14 protein-coding genes are annotated in these 16,128 nt (G+C 27.5%); 5 read left to right on the top strand and 9 right to left on the bottom strand.

The features are described 5' to 3' along the window. Positions 1-27: 27 nt before the first annotated feature. On the bottom strand, positions 28-438 hold the full coding sequence (locus tag OXH55_RS02445) for a YjdF family protein (RefSeq protein ID WP_268047881.1): 411 nt from the start codon (positions 436-438) through the stop codon (positions 28-30). 232 nt (positions 439-670) lie between these two features. Beyond that, the gene (locus tag OXH55_RS02450) at positions 671-1,072 is read right to left on the bottom strand and encodes a hypothetical protein (protein ID WP_268047882.1); all 402 of its coding nucleotides are present in this window, start codon (positions 1,070-1,072) and stop codon (positions 671-673) included. Between the two features lie 155 nt (positions 1,073-1,227). Here OXH55_RS02450 and OXH55_RS02455 point away from each other — a divergent pair, with 155 nt between their 5' ends. The 3 genes from OXH55_RS02455 (at position 1,228) to OXH55_RS02465 (ending at position 3,476) form a co-directional block, all read left to right on the top strand. Next, complete coding sequence (locus tag OXH55_RS02455; protein ID WP_268047883.1) at positions 1,228-1,668, top strand: DUF2383 domain-containing protein; 441 nt, start codon at positions 1,228-1,230, stop codon at positions 1,666-1,668. Between the two features lie 209 nt (positions 1,669-1,877). Then, complete coding sequence (locus tag OXH55_RS02460; protein ID WP_268047884.1) at positions 1,878-2,537, top strand: TVP38/TMEM64 family protein; 660 nt, start codon at positions 1,878-1,880, stop codon at positions 2,535-2,537. Positions 2,538-2,693: 156 nt separating this feature from the next. Next, positions 2,694-3,476 carry a hypothetical protein gene (locus OXH55_RS02465; protein ID WP_268047885.1) on the top strand — a complete coding sequence of 261 codons (783 nt, stop codon included), beginning with the start codon at positions 2,694-2,696 and terminating at the stop codon, positions 3,474-3,476. 31 nt (positions 3,477-3,507) lie between these two features. Here the strand turns inward: OXH55_RS02465 and OXH55_RS02470 are convergent, their stop codons facing one another. The 4 genes from OXH55_RS02470 to OXH55_RS02485 all read right to left on the bottom strand — a co-directional run bounded on the left by OXH55_RS02470 (position 3,508) and on the right by OXH55_RS02485 (position 9,749). Beyond that, entirely contained in the window at positions 3,508-4,815 is a 1,308-nt protein-coding gene (locus OXH55_RS02470; protein WP_268047886.1) for a Na+/H+ antiporter family protein, read from the bottom strand. An 83-nt stretch (positions 4,816-4,898) separates the two neighbouring features. Then, on the bottom strand, positions 4,899-5,720 hold the full coding sequence (locus OXH55_RS02475; protein WP_268047887.1) for an SIR2 family protein: 822 nt from the start codon (positions 5,718-5,720) through the stop codon (positions 4,899-4,901). A 187-nt stretch (positions 5,721-5,907) separates the two neighbouring features. Beyond that, on the bottom strand, positions 5,908-7,605 hold the full coding sequence (locus tag OXH55_RS02480; RefSeq protein WP_268047888.1) for a methyl-accepting chemotaxis protein: 1,698 nt from the start codon (positions 7,603-7,605) through the stop codon (positions 5,908-5,910). 92 nt (positions 7,606-7,697) lie between these two features. After that, positions 7,698-9,749 carry a methyl-accepting chemotaxis protein gene (locus tag OXH55_RS02485; RefSeq protein WP_268047889.1) on the bottom strand — a complete coding sequence of 684 codons (2,052 nt, stop codon included), beginning with the start codon at positions 9,747-9,749 and terminating at the stop codon, positions 7,698-7,700. Positions 9,750-9,976: 227 nt separating this feature from the next. Here OXH55_RS02485 and OXH55_RS02490 point away from each other — a divergent pair, with 227 nt between their 5' ends. Beyond that, on the top strand, positions 9,977-11,470 hold the full coding sequence (locus OXH55_RS02490) for a YjjI family glycine radical enzyme (RefSeq protein ID WP_268047890.1): 1,494 nt from the start codon (positions 9,977-9,979) through the stop codon (positions 11,468-11,470). After that, positions 11,463-12,299 (top strand): YjjW family glycine radical enzyme activase, encoded by an 837-nt coding sequence (locus OXH55_RS02495; protein ID WP_268047891.1) that lies wholly within the window; start codon positions 11,463-11,465, stop codon positions 12,297-12,299. Before OXH55_RS02490 ends, OXH55_RS02495 begins: the two co-directional genes overlap by 8 nt. Before the next feature lie 180 nt (positions 12,300-12,479). Here OXH55_RS02495 and OXH55_RS02500 read toward each other — a convergent pair whose 3' ends face one another. Genes OXH55_RS02500 through OXH55_RS02510 form a run of 3 tightly spaced genes read right to left on the bottom strand, consistent with a single transcriptional unit; the run spans position 12,480 to position 16,090 of the window. Beyond that, complete coding sequence (locus OXH55_RS02500; protein ID WP_268047892.1) at positions 12,480-13,448, bottom strand: WYL domain-containing protein; 969 nt, start codon at positions 13,446-13,448, stop codon at positions 12,480-12,482. 7 nt (positions 13,449-13,455) lie between these two features. After that, the gene (locus OXH55_RS02505) at positions 13,456-14,799 is read right to left on the bottom strand and encodes a WYL domain-containing transcriptional regulator (protein WP_268047893.1); all 1,344 of its coding nucleotides are present in this window, start codon (positions 14,797-14,799) and stop codon (positions 13,456-13,458) included. 7 nt (positions 14,800-14,806) lie between these two features. Next, positions 14,807-16,090, bottom strand: coding sequence for a hypothetical protein (locus OXH55_RS02510; protein WP_268047894.1), 1,284 nt, complete (start codon positions 16,088-16,090; stop codon positions 14,807-14,809). Positions 16,091-16,128: the final 38 nt, after the last annotated feature.

Consider the following 16,128-nt stretch of genomic DNA (forward strand, 5'->3'; position numbering starts at 1 on the left):
ATAAACCTATATACAGTCCCTTACTTATTATCTTCCTTTTTTCTTCTGCTTTTTCTTTTGCTGTTTCTTTAAAAATTTTTCACGTTTAATTTCTTCTTTTCTTTCTTTTGATAAAACTTTTTTTTCTTTTTTTCTTGCTTCAAACTCCAACTTCATAGCCTCTTGTGCTTTAGTTGAAATTCCTTTGTTTTGAGTTTCTTTCTTAATTTTCTTTTGAAGCCTTTTAGGGTTTATTTTCTTAGTTTTAATGTTTTCAACCTTTTTGGGTCTGCTAAATTTAAGCTTATGAAAATTTTTCAGTATAAATTCATATACCTCGTAATCTTTTGGTTCTGGTCCAAAAGTTACTTTGCAAATTTCATATTCCTTATCAATAGTTTTCTCAAAAATACCAACCCAAAATGGATCTTCAAAATAAATTATAAGTTTGATACTCATTTTTCTTCCCCTTCTTTCATTGTTTTAAACAGAAAACGGACAACCCGAAGGGGCAGGTTACTGACACATATATGTGCGTTCGGACTACCAACCGAAACTGTGTTTTTATTTCTGCATCACACAAAATTTTACTTTAATACTTAAACTAGGTCAAGTTTCTAAGTATAGTAATCTGATTTAAAGACCTCCTCTCTTTTAGCAATACTTATTGTTTTATTTACAAAATACACCTTCACTTTTTCTTTTCCGTATTAGCTTTGTTCCATGTAATTTTAAATTCAACGTGTATATCCTTTATATGCTCTTTACATTCTTGAAGATTATTAACAAAAGATTTTATATCTCCTAACTCTTTACTTATATTTATTTTTTCCTCATAAACCTTTTTTTCTAATTTGCTCTTTAACAATTGAATTTCTTCCTTTAGTATTTTATATTCTTTACTGCACTCACAATGATTTTTTTCTTTTTTAATATTTTTACTGTTTTTATTACACTCTTCTTTCTCAACAATTTTTGCTTTGTTCTCTCTTATTACTTTTTGAATATATTTCTTTTGATAACCACTTTGCACTATCTCCTCAATTGACTTTCCTTGATTGTGTAATTCTAATATTTCCTGCTTTTTACTCAAAACTTATCATATCCTTCTTCATTAATTCTCTTTTCATTATATGTGCTCCTTTTCTTAAAATATGCTTTAAAAATTTATCTAAAATTCATTACCTAATTTTTTTATAAATCATTCTATAAATGGGCATACCTAATAATATAAAGGAGTTGAAATTTATGAATAATAAAACAAATATTAACGAATTAAATAAAATTTTAAAAGGTGAACATATGGCAGTTGACAGCTTTGATAAGTTTATTAAAAATGTAAATGAACCAAATATCAAATCTGAATTACAAAAAATACAGCAAAATCATAGACAACATACTACTCAAATTGCTGAAAGAATTCAACAACTTGGTGGCAACCCCGCAAATAACGTAGGCATACAAGGTATGATAACAGAAGCTGTATCGAACATCAGAGATATGGGTAATCAAGATACACTACACTATCTAAACAAGGCATATGACGGAGAAAATATAGGTGTGAACTCTGCTGCTGAAATAGTAAAAAGTAATCTTGACACTGAAAGCATGACACTTATAAACAATATTTTAAATGAAGATAGAAATAATGTTAATACACTTAATAATCTTATTAACAATTTACAATAATTAACTGTCCCTCTTTTTCTAATTAAAAAATCCAATAAATTCTTTAAAAAGTAAAACAGTAAGTATACCTGCTGTTTTACTTTTTGTTTTTAACCACTCATATATAATTAAATCTTAAGAAACATTTAAGAAATTTCAATACTTTTTTTTAAACTCTTTATATTACAATACAATTATAAATCACACTAATTATAGGAGAATATGTATCTATGAAGAATAATATTTTTAAAAACCTTCTTATCCTAATCATATGGACTATATTGGCTTATATTTTATTTAGTAAAGGCTTAATTACTTCTGATTACAATAAACTTTTGACCTTTATTAATTTGCATAAAAAACATGCAATTTTATTTTTTATAATCTTATCAGTTTTACGAATTTGTGTATTTATCCCTGGAACAGTTTTTATGATTTTAAGTGGAATACTTTTCAATCCTATTACTGCATTTTTATTATCTATGACAGCTATGATCATAGATCAAACTATAATATATTTACTAGCTAATATATTTTCAAATTCAAAATTACAATCAAAGTTTACAAATAAATATCCATATATTGTACCCTTATTAAAACAATATGGATATAAGTTTTTAAGTATAGGTATTATCTGTCCTATCTCTCCAACAGATGTAGTATGTTTTCTATCTGCCTCTTTAAAATTAAATTACTTTAAATATATTTTAGTTGTAATTATTTCAAATACGCCTTTAATTTTACTATATAGTTTTATTGGAAATAGCTTTAATCACTCCATCTATGTTCTTATACTAATGATTACATGTGTTATTTTGATTTCAATTTATACTATACAAATGTGGAATAAATTAAAACATTGCAAAAATAATACATTTGTTAATAATTAGTTTTCACTTTGTTAAAATATGATTGTTTACTTAGTACAGGTTATCTGATAAAATTAAAGTTGTAATTACTACATTAATAGACAATTCAAGAGACTTTGAGTAAAACTTTGGGTAAAAATAAATATAATAACATTAGATATGGGAGTAGATTAACTAATGAGTAAAAAGAAAAATTTTAATAATTATTTAAGTAACTTAGAAACTAACGAAGAAACTAAAAAATACATAAAAGAAATGCATGAAATGGAAGATAAAAATGAAAAAAGAAGTAATTTAATTTTTGCTTCAATAGCTGTACCTATAGTACTTGTATGTGCCTTTACAGTTAAACAAATATTTTCATTTTCAATTAGTTTGGCTAAAAGTAATACCCAAATAGAGCAAAGTAAAAATTTAGCTAATGCTGAATCAAATGAGAATAAAAGTACAGCTGCAAATACAGATACATCAAAAGAGGAAACAAAGAAAGAATCTGCTAAAGTCGGAGCTTTAAATAGTAAAATATATAACTACCTAAAAGAGAAATCTAATAGAACTGATTCCCTAAATAAAGCAAAAGCTTTAAATAACGGAAGTGATAAAGGAATTTCTACAACTTTTATAGCCGAAATATTAAGAGATAATGGATTCGATATACCAAAGTCAACTATCAATACTAAAAGGTTTGTTAGTGAATTAGAAAAGGCAGGTTGGAAAAAAGTTTCTGACTATAATAAGTTAGAAAAAGGAGATGTTTGCTTTACAACTGTATCATCTAAAACCAATGCTCCAACGCATACATATATTTTTATGGGATGGATAGAAGAAGGCAAAACAGATTATGCTAACATATGTGACAGTCAAATATCAGAATATAAAGATACACTTCATAAGAGAAATATAGATGCTTCAACACCTAAAAAAGATAAATTTAGTTTCTTCATGAGAAAAGAAAAATAAAGACCAGAAAATTCTGGTCTTTTTTATATTCTTAAAAAACTAACGCTGCAATAACTCCAAAAATAATTAAAGGAATATTATAGTGAACAAATGTAGGTACACAAGTATCCCATATATGATTATGCTGGTGATCTGCATTTAGGCCAGAGGTTGGCCCTAATGTACTGTCAGAGGCAGGAGAACCTGCATCACCTAATGCACCTGCTGTTCCTATAAGTGCAATAATACCCATAACACTAAAACCTAAACTTTGTGCTAGTGGACAGTATATTGCTGCTAAAATAGGCACAGTTCCGAAGGATGTTCCTATACCTATAGTTACAAAAAGTCCTACAATTAACATTAATACTGCTCCAAGTATTTTACTTCCTCCAATAGTTGAAGCAACTGTACTAACTAATATTTCAATAGCTCCAGTTTCTCTTAATACACTTCCATAGCCTGCTGCAACCAGCATAACAAAAGCAATAAATCCCATCATTACAATACCATCATTCATTAGATTATCTATTTCTCTCCATTTTATTGCTCCTGTAACTAACATAAAAATAATACCGCCTAATGCTCCTAAAGGTAGTGAACCTGTAATTAGCTGAATAACAAAAGCTAATATAGAACCAATTAAAGCAAAGCAATGTATCCTATTCATACTTAATTCTTCATTATCTTTTTGTGAATAATCATCTATTTTAACCTCTTTATATTCTCTTGGATTTCTATATGTAAAAAATACTGCAATCAAAAGTCCAACCACCATACCTACGCCTGGCAGCCATAAAGATTTCCAAACCATATCTGTTGTTACTTTAATTCCATTAGCAATCATTTGATCTCTTATAATGTTATGGAAAATCAGTCCAAATCCTACTGGAAGCGCTATATAAGGTAATTCCAATCCAAAAGTTAATGCACAAGCCACTGCTCTTCTATCTATTTTTAATTTATTCATTAACTCTAGTAGAGGTGGAATAATAATCGGTATAAATGCTATATGTACTGGAATAAGATTTTGAGAAAAGCAGCTTATAAAGGCTATTAGTAAAATAAACACTATCTTTCTATGTTTAACAAATTTAGCTATTTTCCTAGACAGAATTTCTGCAAGTCCTGTTTTACTAACAGCAACCGCTAAAGCACCTAACAGAATATAACTTAAAGCTGTTTCTGAATTACCACCCATTCCTTTTATTAGAACTGCCATAGTATCTTGAACAGGCATTCCTGCTGATAATCCGGCTGTTATTGCTGCAATTAGTATTGCTAAAATTACATTTAAATTTAAAAGACTTAAAACTATCATTACTAAAACTGATATAATAACTGGATTTAAAAATATCATTTATGTCCCCCTTTATCTTTTGCTAAATTCACTTTATTATTTTAACACACTAAACTGTTACTGTGCTATATATTTTTTAATAATTATATATTTCCAGTAATAATTTTTTCTGATAATATTCTTAAAAATTCTTCAACTCCATTTCCCTTATCCTTCGAATCAGCAATTATAGTTTTTATCCCCCTACTTTCTAATATTTCTTGCTGAATCAAATTTTTATTTAATAAAAAAATATATGACTTTGGTCTGCATTTTTCAACTTTTGATTGTGCCCAAAGCTTATTTAATTTAAATAATAAGTATCTTATATTTATATCACTTAAGCTGTAACCAATAAATAATATTGACTTTCCCAATATATCTCCTCTAAGTTTTATATCCAAAGGAGTTTCAAAACTTAATCTTTCAAAATAACTTGATTCTGTTAATACAATAGAAGGTTCATCCTGCAAATCACCATGAAATTTTATTATCTGTGTAACTCCATTTTTTATATTTACCAAATCATCTATTCTAACGATCTTCACATATTTTTTATTATAATAATCAAAGGCATTTTCAATCCACCTATCATAATTAGTTGTATATATTATTGGAAAATTCAAATCTATAATAAGCTTATGTATTTTAGACTGTTCAATTTTTATATTTGAATTATGCCAATTTATATCCATCCAGCTTCTAAGGGGTCCTATTGATTTCTTTCTAAGCTTGTAGAATTCAGCTAGTTCTAAAAAATTTCCCATAGATTTAAAAACATCTTTATTGTAACTAAGTTCTCTAGCCATCTCATCAATAAGCGTTTCCCAAGGTGCAAGGCCTAAATTTTCTGATATACCAGCACCTACAAACAAAATAACCCTCTCTTCTTTTATTTCTTCTATGAGTTCTTTAGGTATATCCATAAATATGCCCCCTTCCTTTAATAGGATTTTCATATTACATATACCTTTATACATAAACTTCATTATAAAATTATATTTTAAAATTAAATTATAGGTAGTCAGGGAGGCAGCTAACCAGTAAGATAAAAATTTCGACCTCCATTCCTAAAACCTGGTAACTGGACCCTTGCACCTAATCTATTATCAGTTATAATTTAAATTGATTTACTTCTTCTAACATCTCCTGTGCCTCACTGCTCAACGTTTGTGCTATAGAAGCCACTTCTTGAGAAGAAGCACTCATTTCTTCCGAAGAGGCAGCGATCTGTTGTGCAGATGCTGAAACCTGTTCTGCAATAGCTGAGGAATTTTCTATTCTTTCTAAAATAGCATTTTTTTCTTTATTTATACTTAATGCAGAAACACTAACTCTATCAATTTTAGGACTTATTTCTTCTATTCCTTTAATTATTTTATTAAAAGAATCCATTGAAACCTTTAAAATTTCTGTTTGATTATTTAATTGACTATTTAATAGTTCAGTAGTTTTTAGCATTGTATTAGTATCATTTGATATATTATCGATTAATGAATTTATATTATGAGATGAAATTTTTGTTTCCTCTGCAAGCTTTCTAATTTCATCAGCAACAACAGCAAAACCTTTTCCCGATTCTCCTGCTCTTGCCGCTTCTATAGCTGCATTTAATGCCAATAAGTTTGTTTGTTCTGCAATGCTATTTATAAGTTTTGTTATTTCAGTTATCTGATTTATATTGTCACCAAGACCAGAGATTTTAATAATAAATTCATTAAAAGAATTTATTATTTCATTTAATGATTCAATTAAATTTTTCATATCATTATTACTTTCACTAACTTTTAAACCCATTTCTCTTGAATTTGAATCAACCTCTTCTATATCTCCAACTATATTTTCTAATTCTTCTCCAAATTTATTTAATATATTAGTAATAGTAACCAAATCTTCTGCTTGTGAAGCTGTTCCCTTTGCTGTATCTTGTATAGCGATTGAAACATTTTCTGATGAAGTTGCCATTTGCTCTGCTGCTGAAGCTAAATTTTCTGATTCACCATTAACATTTTGAATTTTTTCTTTTATAGTTCTCATCATATTTGAAATTTTTTTTATACTAACATCAAGTTGCTTCTTCATTACTGCAAATTCATTTTTACCTTCTGAATCTATTTTAAAAGTAAAATCTCCCTCTGCCATTATATTTAATTTTTCAATCATATCTCTAGAACCATTTTTAATTAGCTTAACTGTAAAATATGAAATCACAATCATTATTACTATGAGAAATCCATATATTAAAGCAAATTCAATTAAAGTTTCATGATAAATTTTCTCACTTCTAGAATTATATATTTCTGCATATTTAAAATCGTAATCTCTTATTTCCGCAATATTGTTTTCTATTTCAGTTCCTAATTTTTCCATATTTTTATAATCTTCATATGAGAATTTTTGTCCCTTTTTTAGTGAATTATTGTTTTTGCTCCACAGTTTTATATACTCTAAATAACTTTCTTTAAAGTCATTTAGTTTCTTTTTATTTTCATTTTCCGTTTTAATAGCTGTATATTCTTTTATATTCTCCTGTATTTTTTTATCTAACTCCTTAATTTTTGTATCATATTCACTATTGTAATTGGCATTTGCTTTATTAACAAATATCCTAATATTTAAAAATTCATCTCTCAATAAACTTGAATATTCAATAGATTTGACTACATCATGATACATACTACACATAATAGTATTCATTTTTTTCATATTTACATAACTTTTTAACCCTACTATAGAAATGAAAGCAAATGATATTATAAGCATTAAATACATAGCAGTTGTTACCTTCATTTTTTTTAATTTCCTTAACATATACCCTCCCCCTTTTCTACTCTCCATAACAGTATATTAATTACTTCAACAAAATGACATAAAAAGCCAGCTAACTTAATAGCTGACTTTATTTATATTTTGAATTTAGATATTAAGTTTTCTAGTGATTTTGAAATAGAATTTAAGGTATTAGAACCTTTAGTTAAACTGTCAACAGTGCTCTCTTGTTTAATAGAAGCTTGAAGTATACTATCAATAGAACTTTTTATCTCTTCCGAAGATTGTATTATTGTCTCAAGAAGATTCCTTACAGATTCATTAAAATTCTTTTGGTCTTGTATCATATGACTTAATTCTTCAGAATATTCCTCAAAATTATCTAAATTACCAATAATGCTATTTAAATTAGATTGAGTATCTTTTATTGAAGTCAATTTCATTACTGTATTTTCTACATCTACATTCATAGCTTTTACAGTTTCCTTGGATTCTTTCCTTATCTCATTTACTAAATTTTCTATTTTAATAAGAGTGTTATTAGTTTCTGTAGCTAATTTTCTAACCTCTTCAGCAACTACTGAAAAACCTTTACCAGCTTCTCCGGCTCTTGCTGCCTCTATACTTGCGTTTAATGATAAAAGATTAGTTTGTTTTGAAATATTCTTAATCATATCAAGTGTTCCCTCTATTTGTTTTGTTCTAGCTTCTAAATTATTAATGGAATGTGCTGCAAAATTAACTAAACTTATAATTTTATCTAATTCCTCTACTGAAGTTTTCATTAAAGCTTTAGTCTCTCGCACTACCTTTACACTGTCACTAGTTTTTTCAACATTTTCCTTTGATGCAGTATAAATTTTATCCATGGAACTATCTACATCGTCAAAACTTTCATAAATATTATTTATATTGTCATTTTGTTTTGTTATATCTGCCTTTACTTTTTTAACTTGATTATCTATATCCCCTGCTGTTGAAACTATTTCATCATTACTAGTTTGTAAATCATTAGAAATCTGTTTTAATCCACTTATATCATTCTTTACAGAATATATAATAGTTCTTATAGACTTTGAGGATTGATTTATAGCTCTTATTAATATGCCCATTTCATTTTCCTCTTGAACATCTATATTTTGGGTTAAGTCTCCATTTTCTAATGCTTTTGAACACTCAATTCCTATATCAATATCTCTTAAAAATCTTTTGCTCAAAAACGCTGAAATTATAACTGTAAAAGCTATTCCAATAAATAATATTAGAATATCTGCAAACAAAATACTATTTAATTTGCCAATTATAGCTGCTTTTTTATATAGAATTACCAACTGCCAATCCGTAGACTCAATATTCTGCCAAAATGCATAATACTTTTCCTTATTATAGTCTGTAATTTCAACTCCTGATTCCTTATTGTTTAACTTATCATATAATATATTAATTTCATCCTGTTCATTACTAATACTTTTTTTCAAAATATACTCTGAGTTAGGATGATATATATATGTGCCTTTTTTAGAAATTAATAATGGAAATCCATTATTTTTTAAATCTATATTTTCCATTATCCTTTGAATTCTATTTAAATTAACATCTATACCCGAAACCCCTATAATCTGATTATTGTTATTCTCCAGCATTTTTACTCCTGAAATAAGCTTTCTACCAGTAGCATCTTCCAAGTATGGTTCTGTCCAAATAAAGTCTTTTGATTTAATTCCTATCTTATACCAATCTTGTTCCCAATATTTAAAATCATCTATACTATCAGTTTGAAAAGATGCTGGATTCTTATCTTCATCTCTAAGAATGCATACATATGGAAGTTCCTTCTCTATCTGCATACTAGGTTTAAAAAATGTGTATACAGTTTCTAAATTCTTATCTTGTTTTAAAACATATGATAAAGATTCTTTTAAATACATTTTTACAGTATTGTAATTTTCTTTTTTATATTCTAAGCTTTTGCTCATAGAGGCAACTGTATTTCCTTGCGCTTCAACTCCTTTTATAGTTTTACCAATATCATTAGCTATTTTCTGGGTATTCATAAACTCCTTTTGCTCAAATTCATGAACTATTTTTTTCTTAGCTTCATCATAATTAAAAAAACATGTTAAGACTAAAATTAAGCTGATGGTTAGTGAAAACCAAAATATTAATTTGCTTTTTATACTTTTCATCCATTTTCACCTCATCATTAAAAATATTCAACACAATATCAAATTATTAATCTTTTTTTAATATGGTTCCTTTAACTTGTAAAACGTATATATTGATTATTACCTAATAAATTACATTGATAAGATTCGGTATTGCGTGTAAAATATAATTAACAGCATGTAAACGCTTTACATGTTAAACAACCATTTAAAATTGTGGTTAAAATAATTTAAGTGGAGTGAATTGTATGAACAATATTTTAAACATTATTAAAAACCAAACCTTAACTTATGAACAAAAAGTATTAAGCCTTGCAAGAGCAGCAGAGGATAGCTTAAATGTACTTAATATAAGTAAGGAAGCTCAAGAATATAGAGATGCAGGAATAATTTGCGACCTTAATGAAGGACACGCCCCATATAGACCAAGGTATGTAGCACCAGATTATGAAAAATTCATGAAACATGGAAGCGGTTTCTTAGGATTGGAACCTCCTAAAAATATTTGGGAAGCAGTAAATAACCTATTAATTCTTTATAAACATATACCTTCTATAACCTCTTTCCCTGTATATATAGGAAATATAGATACTTTACTTGATCCATTTGTAATAGATGAAGAAGATGCTTATAAAGCAATTAAATTATTCTTAACTCATATAGACAGAACTATAACGGATTCTTTCTGTCATACTAATATTGGTCCAAAGGATACAAAGGCAGGAAGAATAATTTTAAAAGTTCAAAGAGAGCTACAAACTTCTATACCAAATATCAGTATGAAATATAATAATGAAACTCCAGATAATTTTGCTGTTGATGCAATAAAAACAGCTTTAACTACAGCTAAACCAAGCTTTGCAAATGATGAGATGTTTTCAAAAGAATTTAATGGAAACTACTGTATTGCCAGCTGCTACAATGGACTTCCTATAGGTGGAGGAAGTTATACTCTAGTAAGATTAAATTTAGATGGACTTGCTAAAAAATCTAAAAATATAGAAGACTTTTTAAATAGCATTCTTCCTGATGCAGTAAAACGAATGGCTGGATACATGGACGAAAGAATCAAATTCCTAGTTGAAGAAAGTAACTTCTTTGAAAGCAGCTTTTTAGTTAGAGAAGGCTTAATTTCTAGAGATAACTTCACAGCTATGTTTGGTATGTTTGGACTTGCTGATTGTGTTAACCACTTATTAAGTGCTAAAAAACAACATGATAGATACGGTCACAGTGAAAAAGCTAATAATCTTGGATATAAAATTATTGAAAAACTAGATGAAGAAGTTAAAAATCATAAAAATCCTTACTGTAAAATAACAAATGAAAATTTCTTATTACATGCTCAAGTAGGAATTGACAGTGATGAAGGTATAACTCCTGGCTGCAGAATACCTATTGGAGAAGAACCTGAACTTCACGAGCACCTAATTCAATCAGCTAAATTTCATAAATTCTTCCCATCAGGTATAGGTGATATTTTCGCTTTTGATGAAACTACTAAGAAAAATCCTGAATTCATTTTAGATGTAATTAAAGGTGCTTTTAGTCAAGATATGAGATATTTATCACTATACTGCTCCGACAGTGATGTAATTAGAATTACAGGATACCTTGTTAAGAAATCTGAGATAGAAAAATTAGATAAAGGTGAGCAAGTTCTTCGTGATACAGTCGTCTTAGGTCTTGGAGCAGTTAAAAATCAAAGAGTCTTAGAAAGAAAGATAAGAAAAAATGACTAGAGGAATAGTTAATAGAATTCTTCCTTTTAGCTCAGTTGATGGACCTGGCAATAGAACAGCAATATTCCTTCAGGGATGTAACTTTAACTGTCTATATTGCCATAATCCCGAAACTATTAGTGACTGCCTTCACTGTGGAAAATGTATAGAAGAATGTCCCTATGGTGCTCTTACTTTAGAAAATAATAAAGTAATTTGGAACAAAACTCTTTGTAAAAAATGTGATAAATGCTTAGAGGTATGTCCTAATAACAGTTCGCCAAAGGCTATTTCCATGAATATAGATGAGGTTTTAAAAGAAATAAATAAAACAAAAGTCTTTATATCTGGAATAACTGTTTCAGGAGGAGAATGTACTCTTCAGTGTGACTTTCTCACTTCCTTATTTAAAGAAGTAAAAAAAATGGGATTAACCTGTTTTGTTGATACAAATGGTTCTACTCCTTTATATAATCAAAAGGAATTAATAGAAGTAATGGATATGGCTATGGTAGATTTGAAATCTTATAACCCTAAAGAGCACAAAATACTAACAGGTATGGACAATAAGGTTGTACTAGAAAACATAAAATACCTTGCAGGTATAAATAAGCTGTATGAAGTAAGAACAGTTATTGTCCCTAAGGTTTTAAACAACCATTATACTGTAGATATGACAAGTAAACTTATAGCCTCGTTAAATCCTAATATAAGATACAAAATTATAAAATACAGACCTATTGGAGTTCGTACTGACATGATAGATAGCTATACTCCTTCAGATGAAATGATGGAAGCTCTTAAAAATATAGCTAAAGAAAATGGATGTAAAAATATTATTTTAGTTTAATATTTAGTATGTAAATAAGCTCCCATGTTTAAAACATAGGAGCTTATTTACAACATATTTTGGTTTCTATTATTTTAAGAAGGTATTTGTATATATGAAACTTTTATGAGAGGTTTTCCTCTCTTTACTGTACCTATATGATAACAACCTTCCTGGACAAATTTTTTCCCCGCTATTACTTTAACTCTTAACTTCTATTTCATTTTCATCCCTATATAATTTATAAGCTTCTTTTACAGCTTCAATAATTTGCTGTCTCACTTCTACAGGTTCTATAACCACTGCTGAACTTCCAAAGCTTCTTATCCACATTTTAAAACTATTTATTCCTATCACTGTATCTTCATAAAAAAGTTCTCCATCTTTTTCATAAAGTTGTCCATTTTTTCTGTTATATAAATCTCTTTTTACTTTTTCAAAAACATGACCGTGATTTTTAAATTTAACTTTTACTTTATATTCTTTTCCAAATTCCATTCCCCATATATTGCACATTCTATCTTTAATATTAAAATCTTTTGGATACTCAAAAGTTTCTCTTAATATAGCTACACTTTTTACTCTATCCAATCTATAATAATAACTCTCTTCTTCCCAAGTTCCTATAACATACCATAAGGACTCAAATTCATAATACACTATACCAAGAGGACATACCTTGAAGTTATTAAATTCTCCCTGCTTATTTTTATAAGTTATATTTATAATATTATTTTTTTCCATAGACTTTTCCAATTTCATAAGCAGTTGTTTTTGATCATTATTTAAAACATTAGACTTATTCTTTACTAATATATTAACAGCTTTATTATTTATTTTTTTTATAGGTTCCTTCATACTCTCTGCAAAAAGCTGAAAACTCATCATTTCTAGTGGAGTTAACGCTAATGTTATTTTATCTTCATCTATTTTAGAAATAAACCACTTAACATCTTCATCAAACTCATCCTTTTCATAATCTAAATCATCTATATTTGAATATAGCTGCATATCAAATTCATAGTTATATACGAGAATTTCCATATCTTTTTTTACTATATTTATAGGAATATTCAGTTTCTCACTAATCTCCTTTATACTGCATCCTTCATCATTATTCTTTATCAGATTTATAATATTATTTAGACGTTTAATAATTTCAATATCCATAAATTACTTACTCCTCATAAGCTTGTATTATTTTTTCATAAGTTTCTTTCATAAGATTTCTTAATTCCACAGGCTCTATTACTTCTGCACTTTTTCCAAATCTTCTTAAATAGTTAGCAAAATCATATAATCCATAAATTTCATCTTCATATATTATAAAGTCACCACAATCTGTAATAACAGAGTTTTTCCTATTTTTCTGTAAACGATTAAGCTTATCCTTTATATTATAAATGTTTTGGAACCTCACTTTTACTTTATATGGTCCATCTAAAGCAGCTGAAACCATACTATCTACTTTTTTTAAAATATTTTTATTCATAAAGAAAATATTTTCTATATCTAGAGATTCAACAGCTAAAACCTTCTCAACATTTATAAGAATTATATATTCTCCACTTTTTCCAACTACATAAAACTTGTCCTTATCCCATACATATAAAAAAGTTACTACATCAACTTCTGTAATTTTTTTTACACATTTATTTGTTTCAAACTCTATTTTTAATCTATTTTTGCTATAATTAAATTTTTCAATTTTACTAAATACTTTCATATATTTATCTTCTCTGTGGAAATTTCTTCCTATATTTATCAATTTATTTTCTAATAAGTTTTTCTTCTCTTCCCTTGAATTATAAACATAATACTTTATTTTTGATGATATAGATTCTAATGATTTATTAAAAGGAAAATCTTTTCCATAAACTCTTTGATAGTGAAAAAATTTATGTGCTTCTTTCTTAGAAATTTCATATATTATCTCAGTATCAACAGCAATATTGTATTTCTTATTTTTATCTACATACACAATTCCATTATTCTCTAATTCTTTTATAGCTCTTTCTATAGTTTTATAGGATACTTTATCTTCATCTGACATACTTTGAAGTACTTTTTCAACAATCTGTCGTCTTTCTAACATTCCAACATATCCACCAATAACCTGTAAAATAGCTCCATTCCTTATATCCTTCTTGGTTATCTTTTTAATGCTGTTGAATTGTTTATCATTTTTATAAATATATCCTCCGTCCTTAAATTCTATGTCCATTCCTCTTTTTCTCAGTTTAGCTATATCACTTTTTACAGTTCTACTAGTAACATTAAAAGCTTCTGTTAAATCATTTATACTCACCTTTTTTCCATCTTTAAAACGCTTAGCAATTTGCTCTAATCTATATTCTACCTTACTCATATCTACCTCACTTAAAATAAATGATATCTTTTTAATTATATCATCTTTATCCTTTATGCATAAATAATTTGTCGTATCTTTAGATAAAATATAATATATATGAATTTTAAAATAAAAAAGAGCATAACTATTATTATAGTCTGCTCTTTTCATATACTCTTTAAAATCCATTCATTTGATTCATCATTTGCATTTGATTCATTTGATCTTGCTGCATCTGCATTTGTTGCTGCTGATTCATTTGCTCTGTCTGCATTTGCTGCTGCATCTGATTCATTTGATCTATAGCCTCTTGCTGCATAGTATCTGAAGGATTAAACCCTGACCCTTGTACATATCCTCCCATATCAAAAGGTGTTACACTTTTTATAGCTTCCTCCGTTGCCCATCTATTAAACTGCTCAACCATTTCGTGCTGGATTTGTTGATTATTGTTTTGTATAAAGTTTTGGAAATCTGATTTTTGATTATTATTTAAACTATTCATAAATTGTACTTGAACTTCATTTGACAATTTATTAAAGTAGTTTCTAAAATCCTGTGATAAAACTACTGAAGAATTTTTAGACTTACTATTATTTTTTTCTTTATCACTTTTTCCCTCTTTTGAATGTTTCTCATATACAACCATACTCTTACCTTGTTGTTTAGCTGAAACAGGTAATCCATTTTTAAGCACTAACAAATTAGTTAATGTTATCTCTTCAATTTCTCCTTCTGCATTTTCAAAAACAACCCATTTAGTTTCTTCTGATTTTGCTTTTACCTTTCCATTGTTAGGTGCTTTGTATATTCCCTTATCTGTTTTTAATACGAATTCACTTTCTTGACCAGCCCAACCTAGTCCAACTTCAATGTTAGAATTATTTTTAGCTTTCATTAAAATATTTAATCCTTTAGCAGTTTTCACACATTTTTGCGGATACATATAAAAAATATTTTTATTAGTTTCTGGATCATCAAAAATATAACTATCTACAATTCCATCATATAGAGCTTTCCATTCACCATATACATTTTTATAGAATAAATAATCATCTGCTGTTTTTTCTTGCCCATTTGAATCATACTTAATTAATATCTTAACTTCTGCTATTCCATTCTTTAATATTACTGCATTAGAAATTACAGCATCTTTAAATTTAACATTTTCTTTGTAGAAAAATTCTTTAGCTGCATTTGAGTAATTATCTAATGTAACCTCTGCCATTTTTAAAGAAGTTTCATCAAAATACTTAAAAGCTTTTTCAAAATCTTGATTCATATAATATTTCACTTGTTCAATGGCTAACTTTTTAGCTGATTCGATATCAAGTGTTTTGGTACTTTGCTCTACTTTTTGATTCTTAGATGTATCTAAAGATGTTTTATTTTTTGAACACCCCATTAAAGAACTTGCAATTAATGCTGCTGCAACTATTTTTATTATTAATTTTCTATTCATTACTTAATCTCCTCTCAGTTATATATGTTTTATTTAAT

It is taken from the genome of Clostridium ganghwense, from assembly GCF_026735165.1.
Taxonomy (GTDB): domain Bacteria; phylum Bacillota; class Clostridia; order Clostridiales; family Clostridiaceae; genus Clostridium_H; species Clostridium_H ganghwense.

Excerpts from the sequence above, each read along its gene's own strand:
- OXH55_RS02445 (WP_268047881.1), bottom strand. The coding sequence starts at position 438 with ATGAGTATCAAACTTATAATTTATTTTGAAGATCCATTTTGGGTTGGT.
- OXH55_RS02455 (WP_268047883.1), top strand. The coding sequence starts at position 1,228 with ATGAATAATAAAACAAATATTAACGAATTAAATAAAATTTTAAAAGGT.
- OXH55_RS02460 (WP_268047884.1), top strand. The coding sequence starts at position 1,878 with ATGAAGAATAATATTTTTAAAAACCTTCTTATCCTAATCATATGGACT.
- OXH55_RS02465 (WP_268047885.1), top strand. The coding sequence starts at position 2,694 with ATGAGTAAAAAGAAAAATTTTAATAATTATTTAAGTAACTTAGAAACT.
- OXH55_RS02470 (WP_268047886.1), bottom strand. The coding sequence starts at position 4,815 with ATGATATTTTTAAATCCAGTTATTATATCAGTTTTAGTAATGATAGTT.
- OXH55_RS02475 (WP_268047887.1), bottom strand. The coding sequence starts at position 5,720 with ATGGATATACCTAAAGAACTCATAGAAGAAATAAAAGAAGAGAGGGTT.
- OXH55_RS02480 (WP_268047888.1), bottom strand. The coding sequence starts at position 7,605 with ATGTTAAGGAAATTAAAAAAAATGAAGGTAACAACTGCTATGTATTTA.
- OXH55_RS02485 (WP_268047889.1), bottom strand. The coding sequence starts at position 9,749 with ATGAAAAGTATAAAAAGCAAATTAATATTTTGGTTTTCACTAACCATC.
- OXH55_RS02490 (WP_268047890.1), top strand. The coding sequence starts at position 9,977 with ATGAACAATATTTTAAACATTATTAAAAACCAAACCTTAACTTATGAA.
- OXH55_RS02495 (WP_268047891.1), top strand. The coding sequence starts at position 11,463 with ATGACTAGAGGAATAGTTAATAGAATTCTTCCTTTTAGCTCAGTTGAT.
- OXH55_RS02500 (WP_268047892.1), bottom strand. The coding sequence starts at position 13,448 with ATGGATATTGAAATTATTAAACGTCTAAATAATATTATAAATCTGATA.
- OXH55_RS02505 (WP_268047893.1), bottom strand. The coding sequence starts at position 14,799 with ATGAAAAGAGCAGACTATAATAATAGTTATGCTCTTTTTTATTTTAAA.
- OXH55_RS02510 (WP_268047894.1), bottom strand. The coding sequence starts at position 16,090 with ATGAATAGAAAATTAATAATAAAAATAGTTGCAGCAGCATTAATTGCA.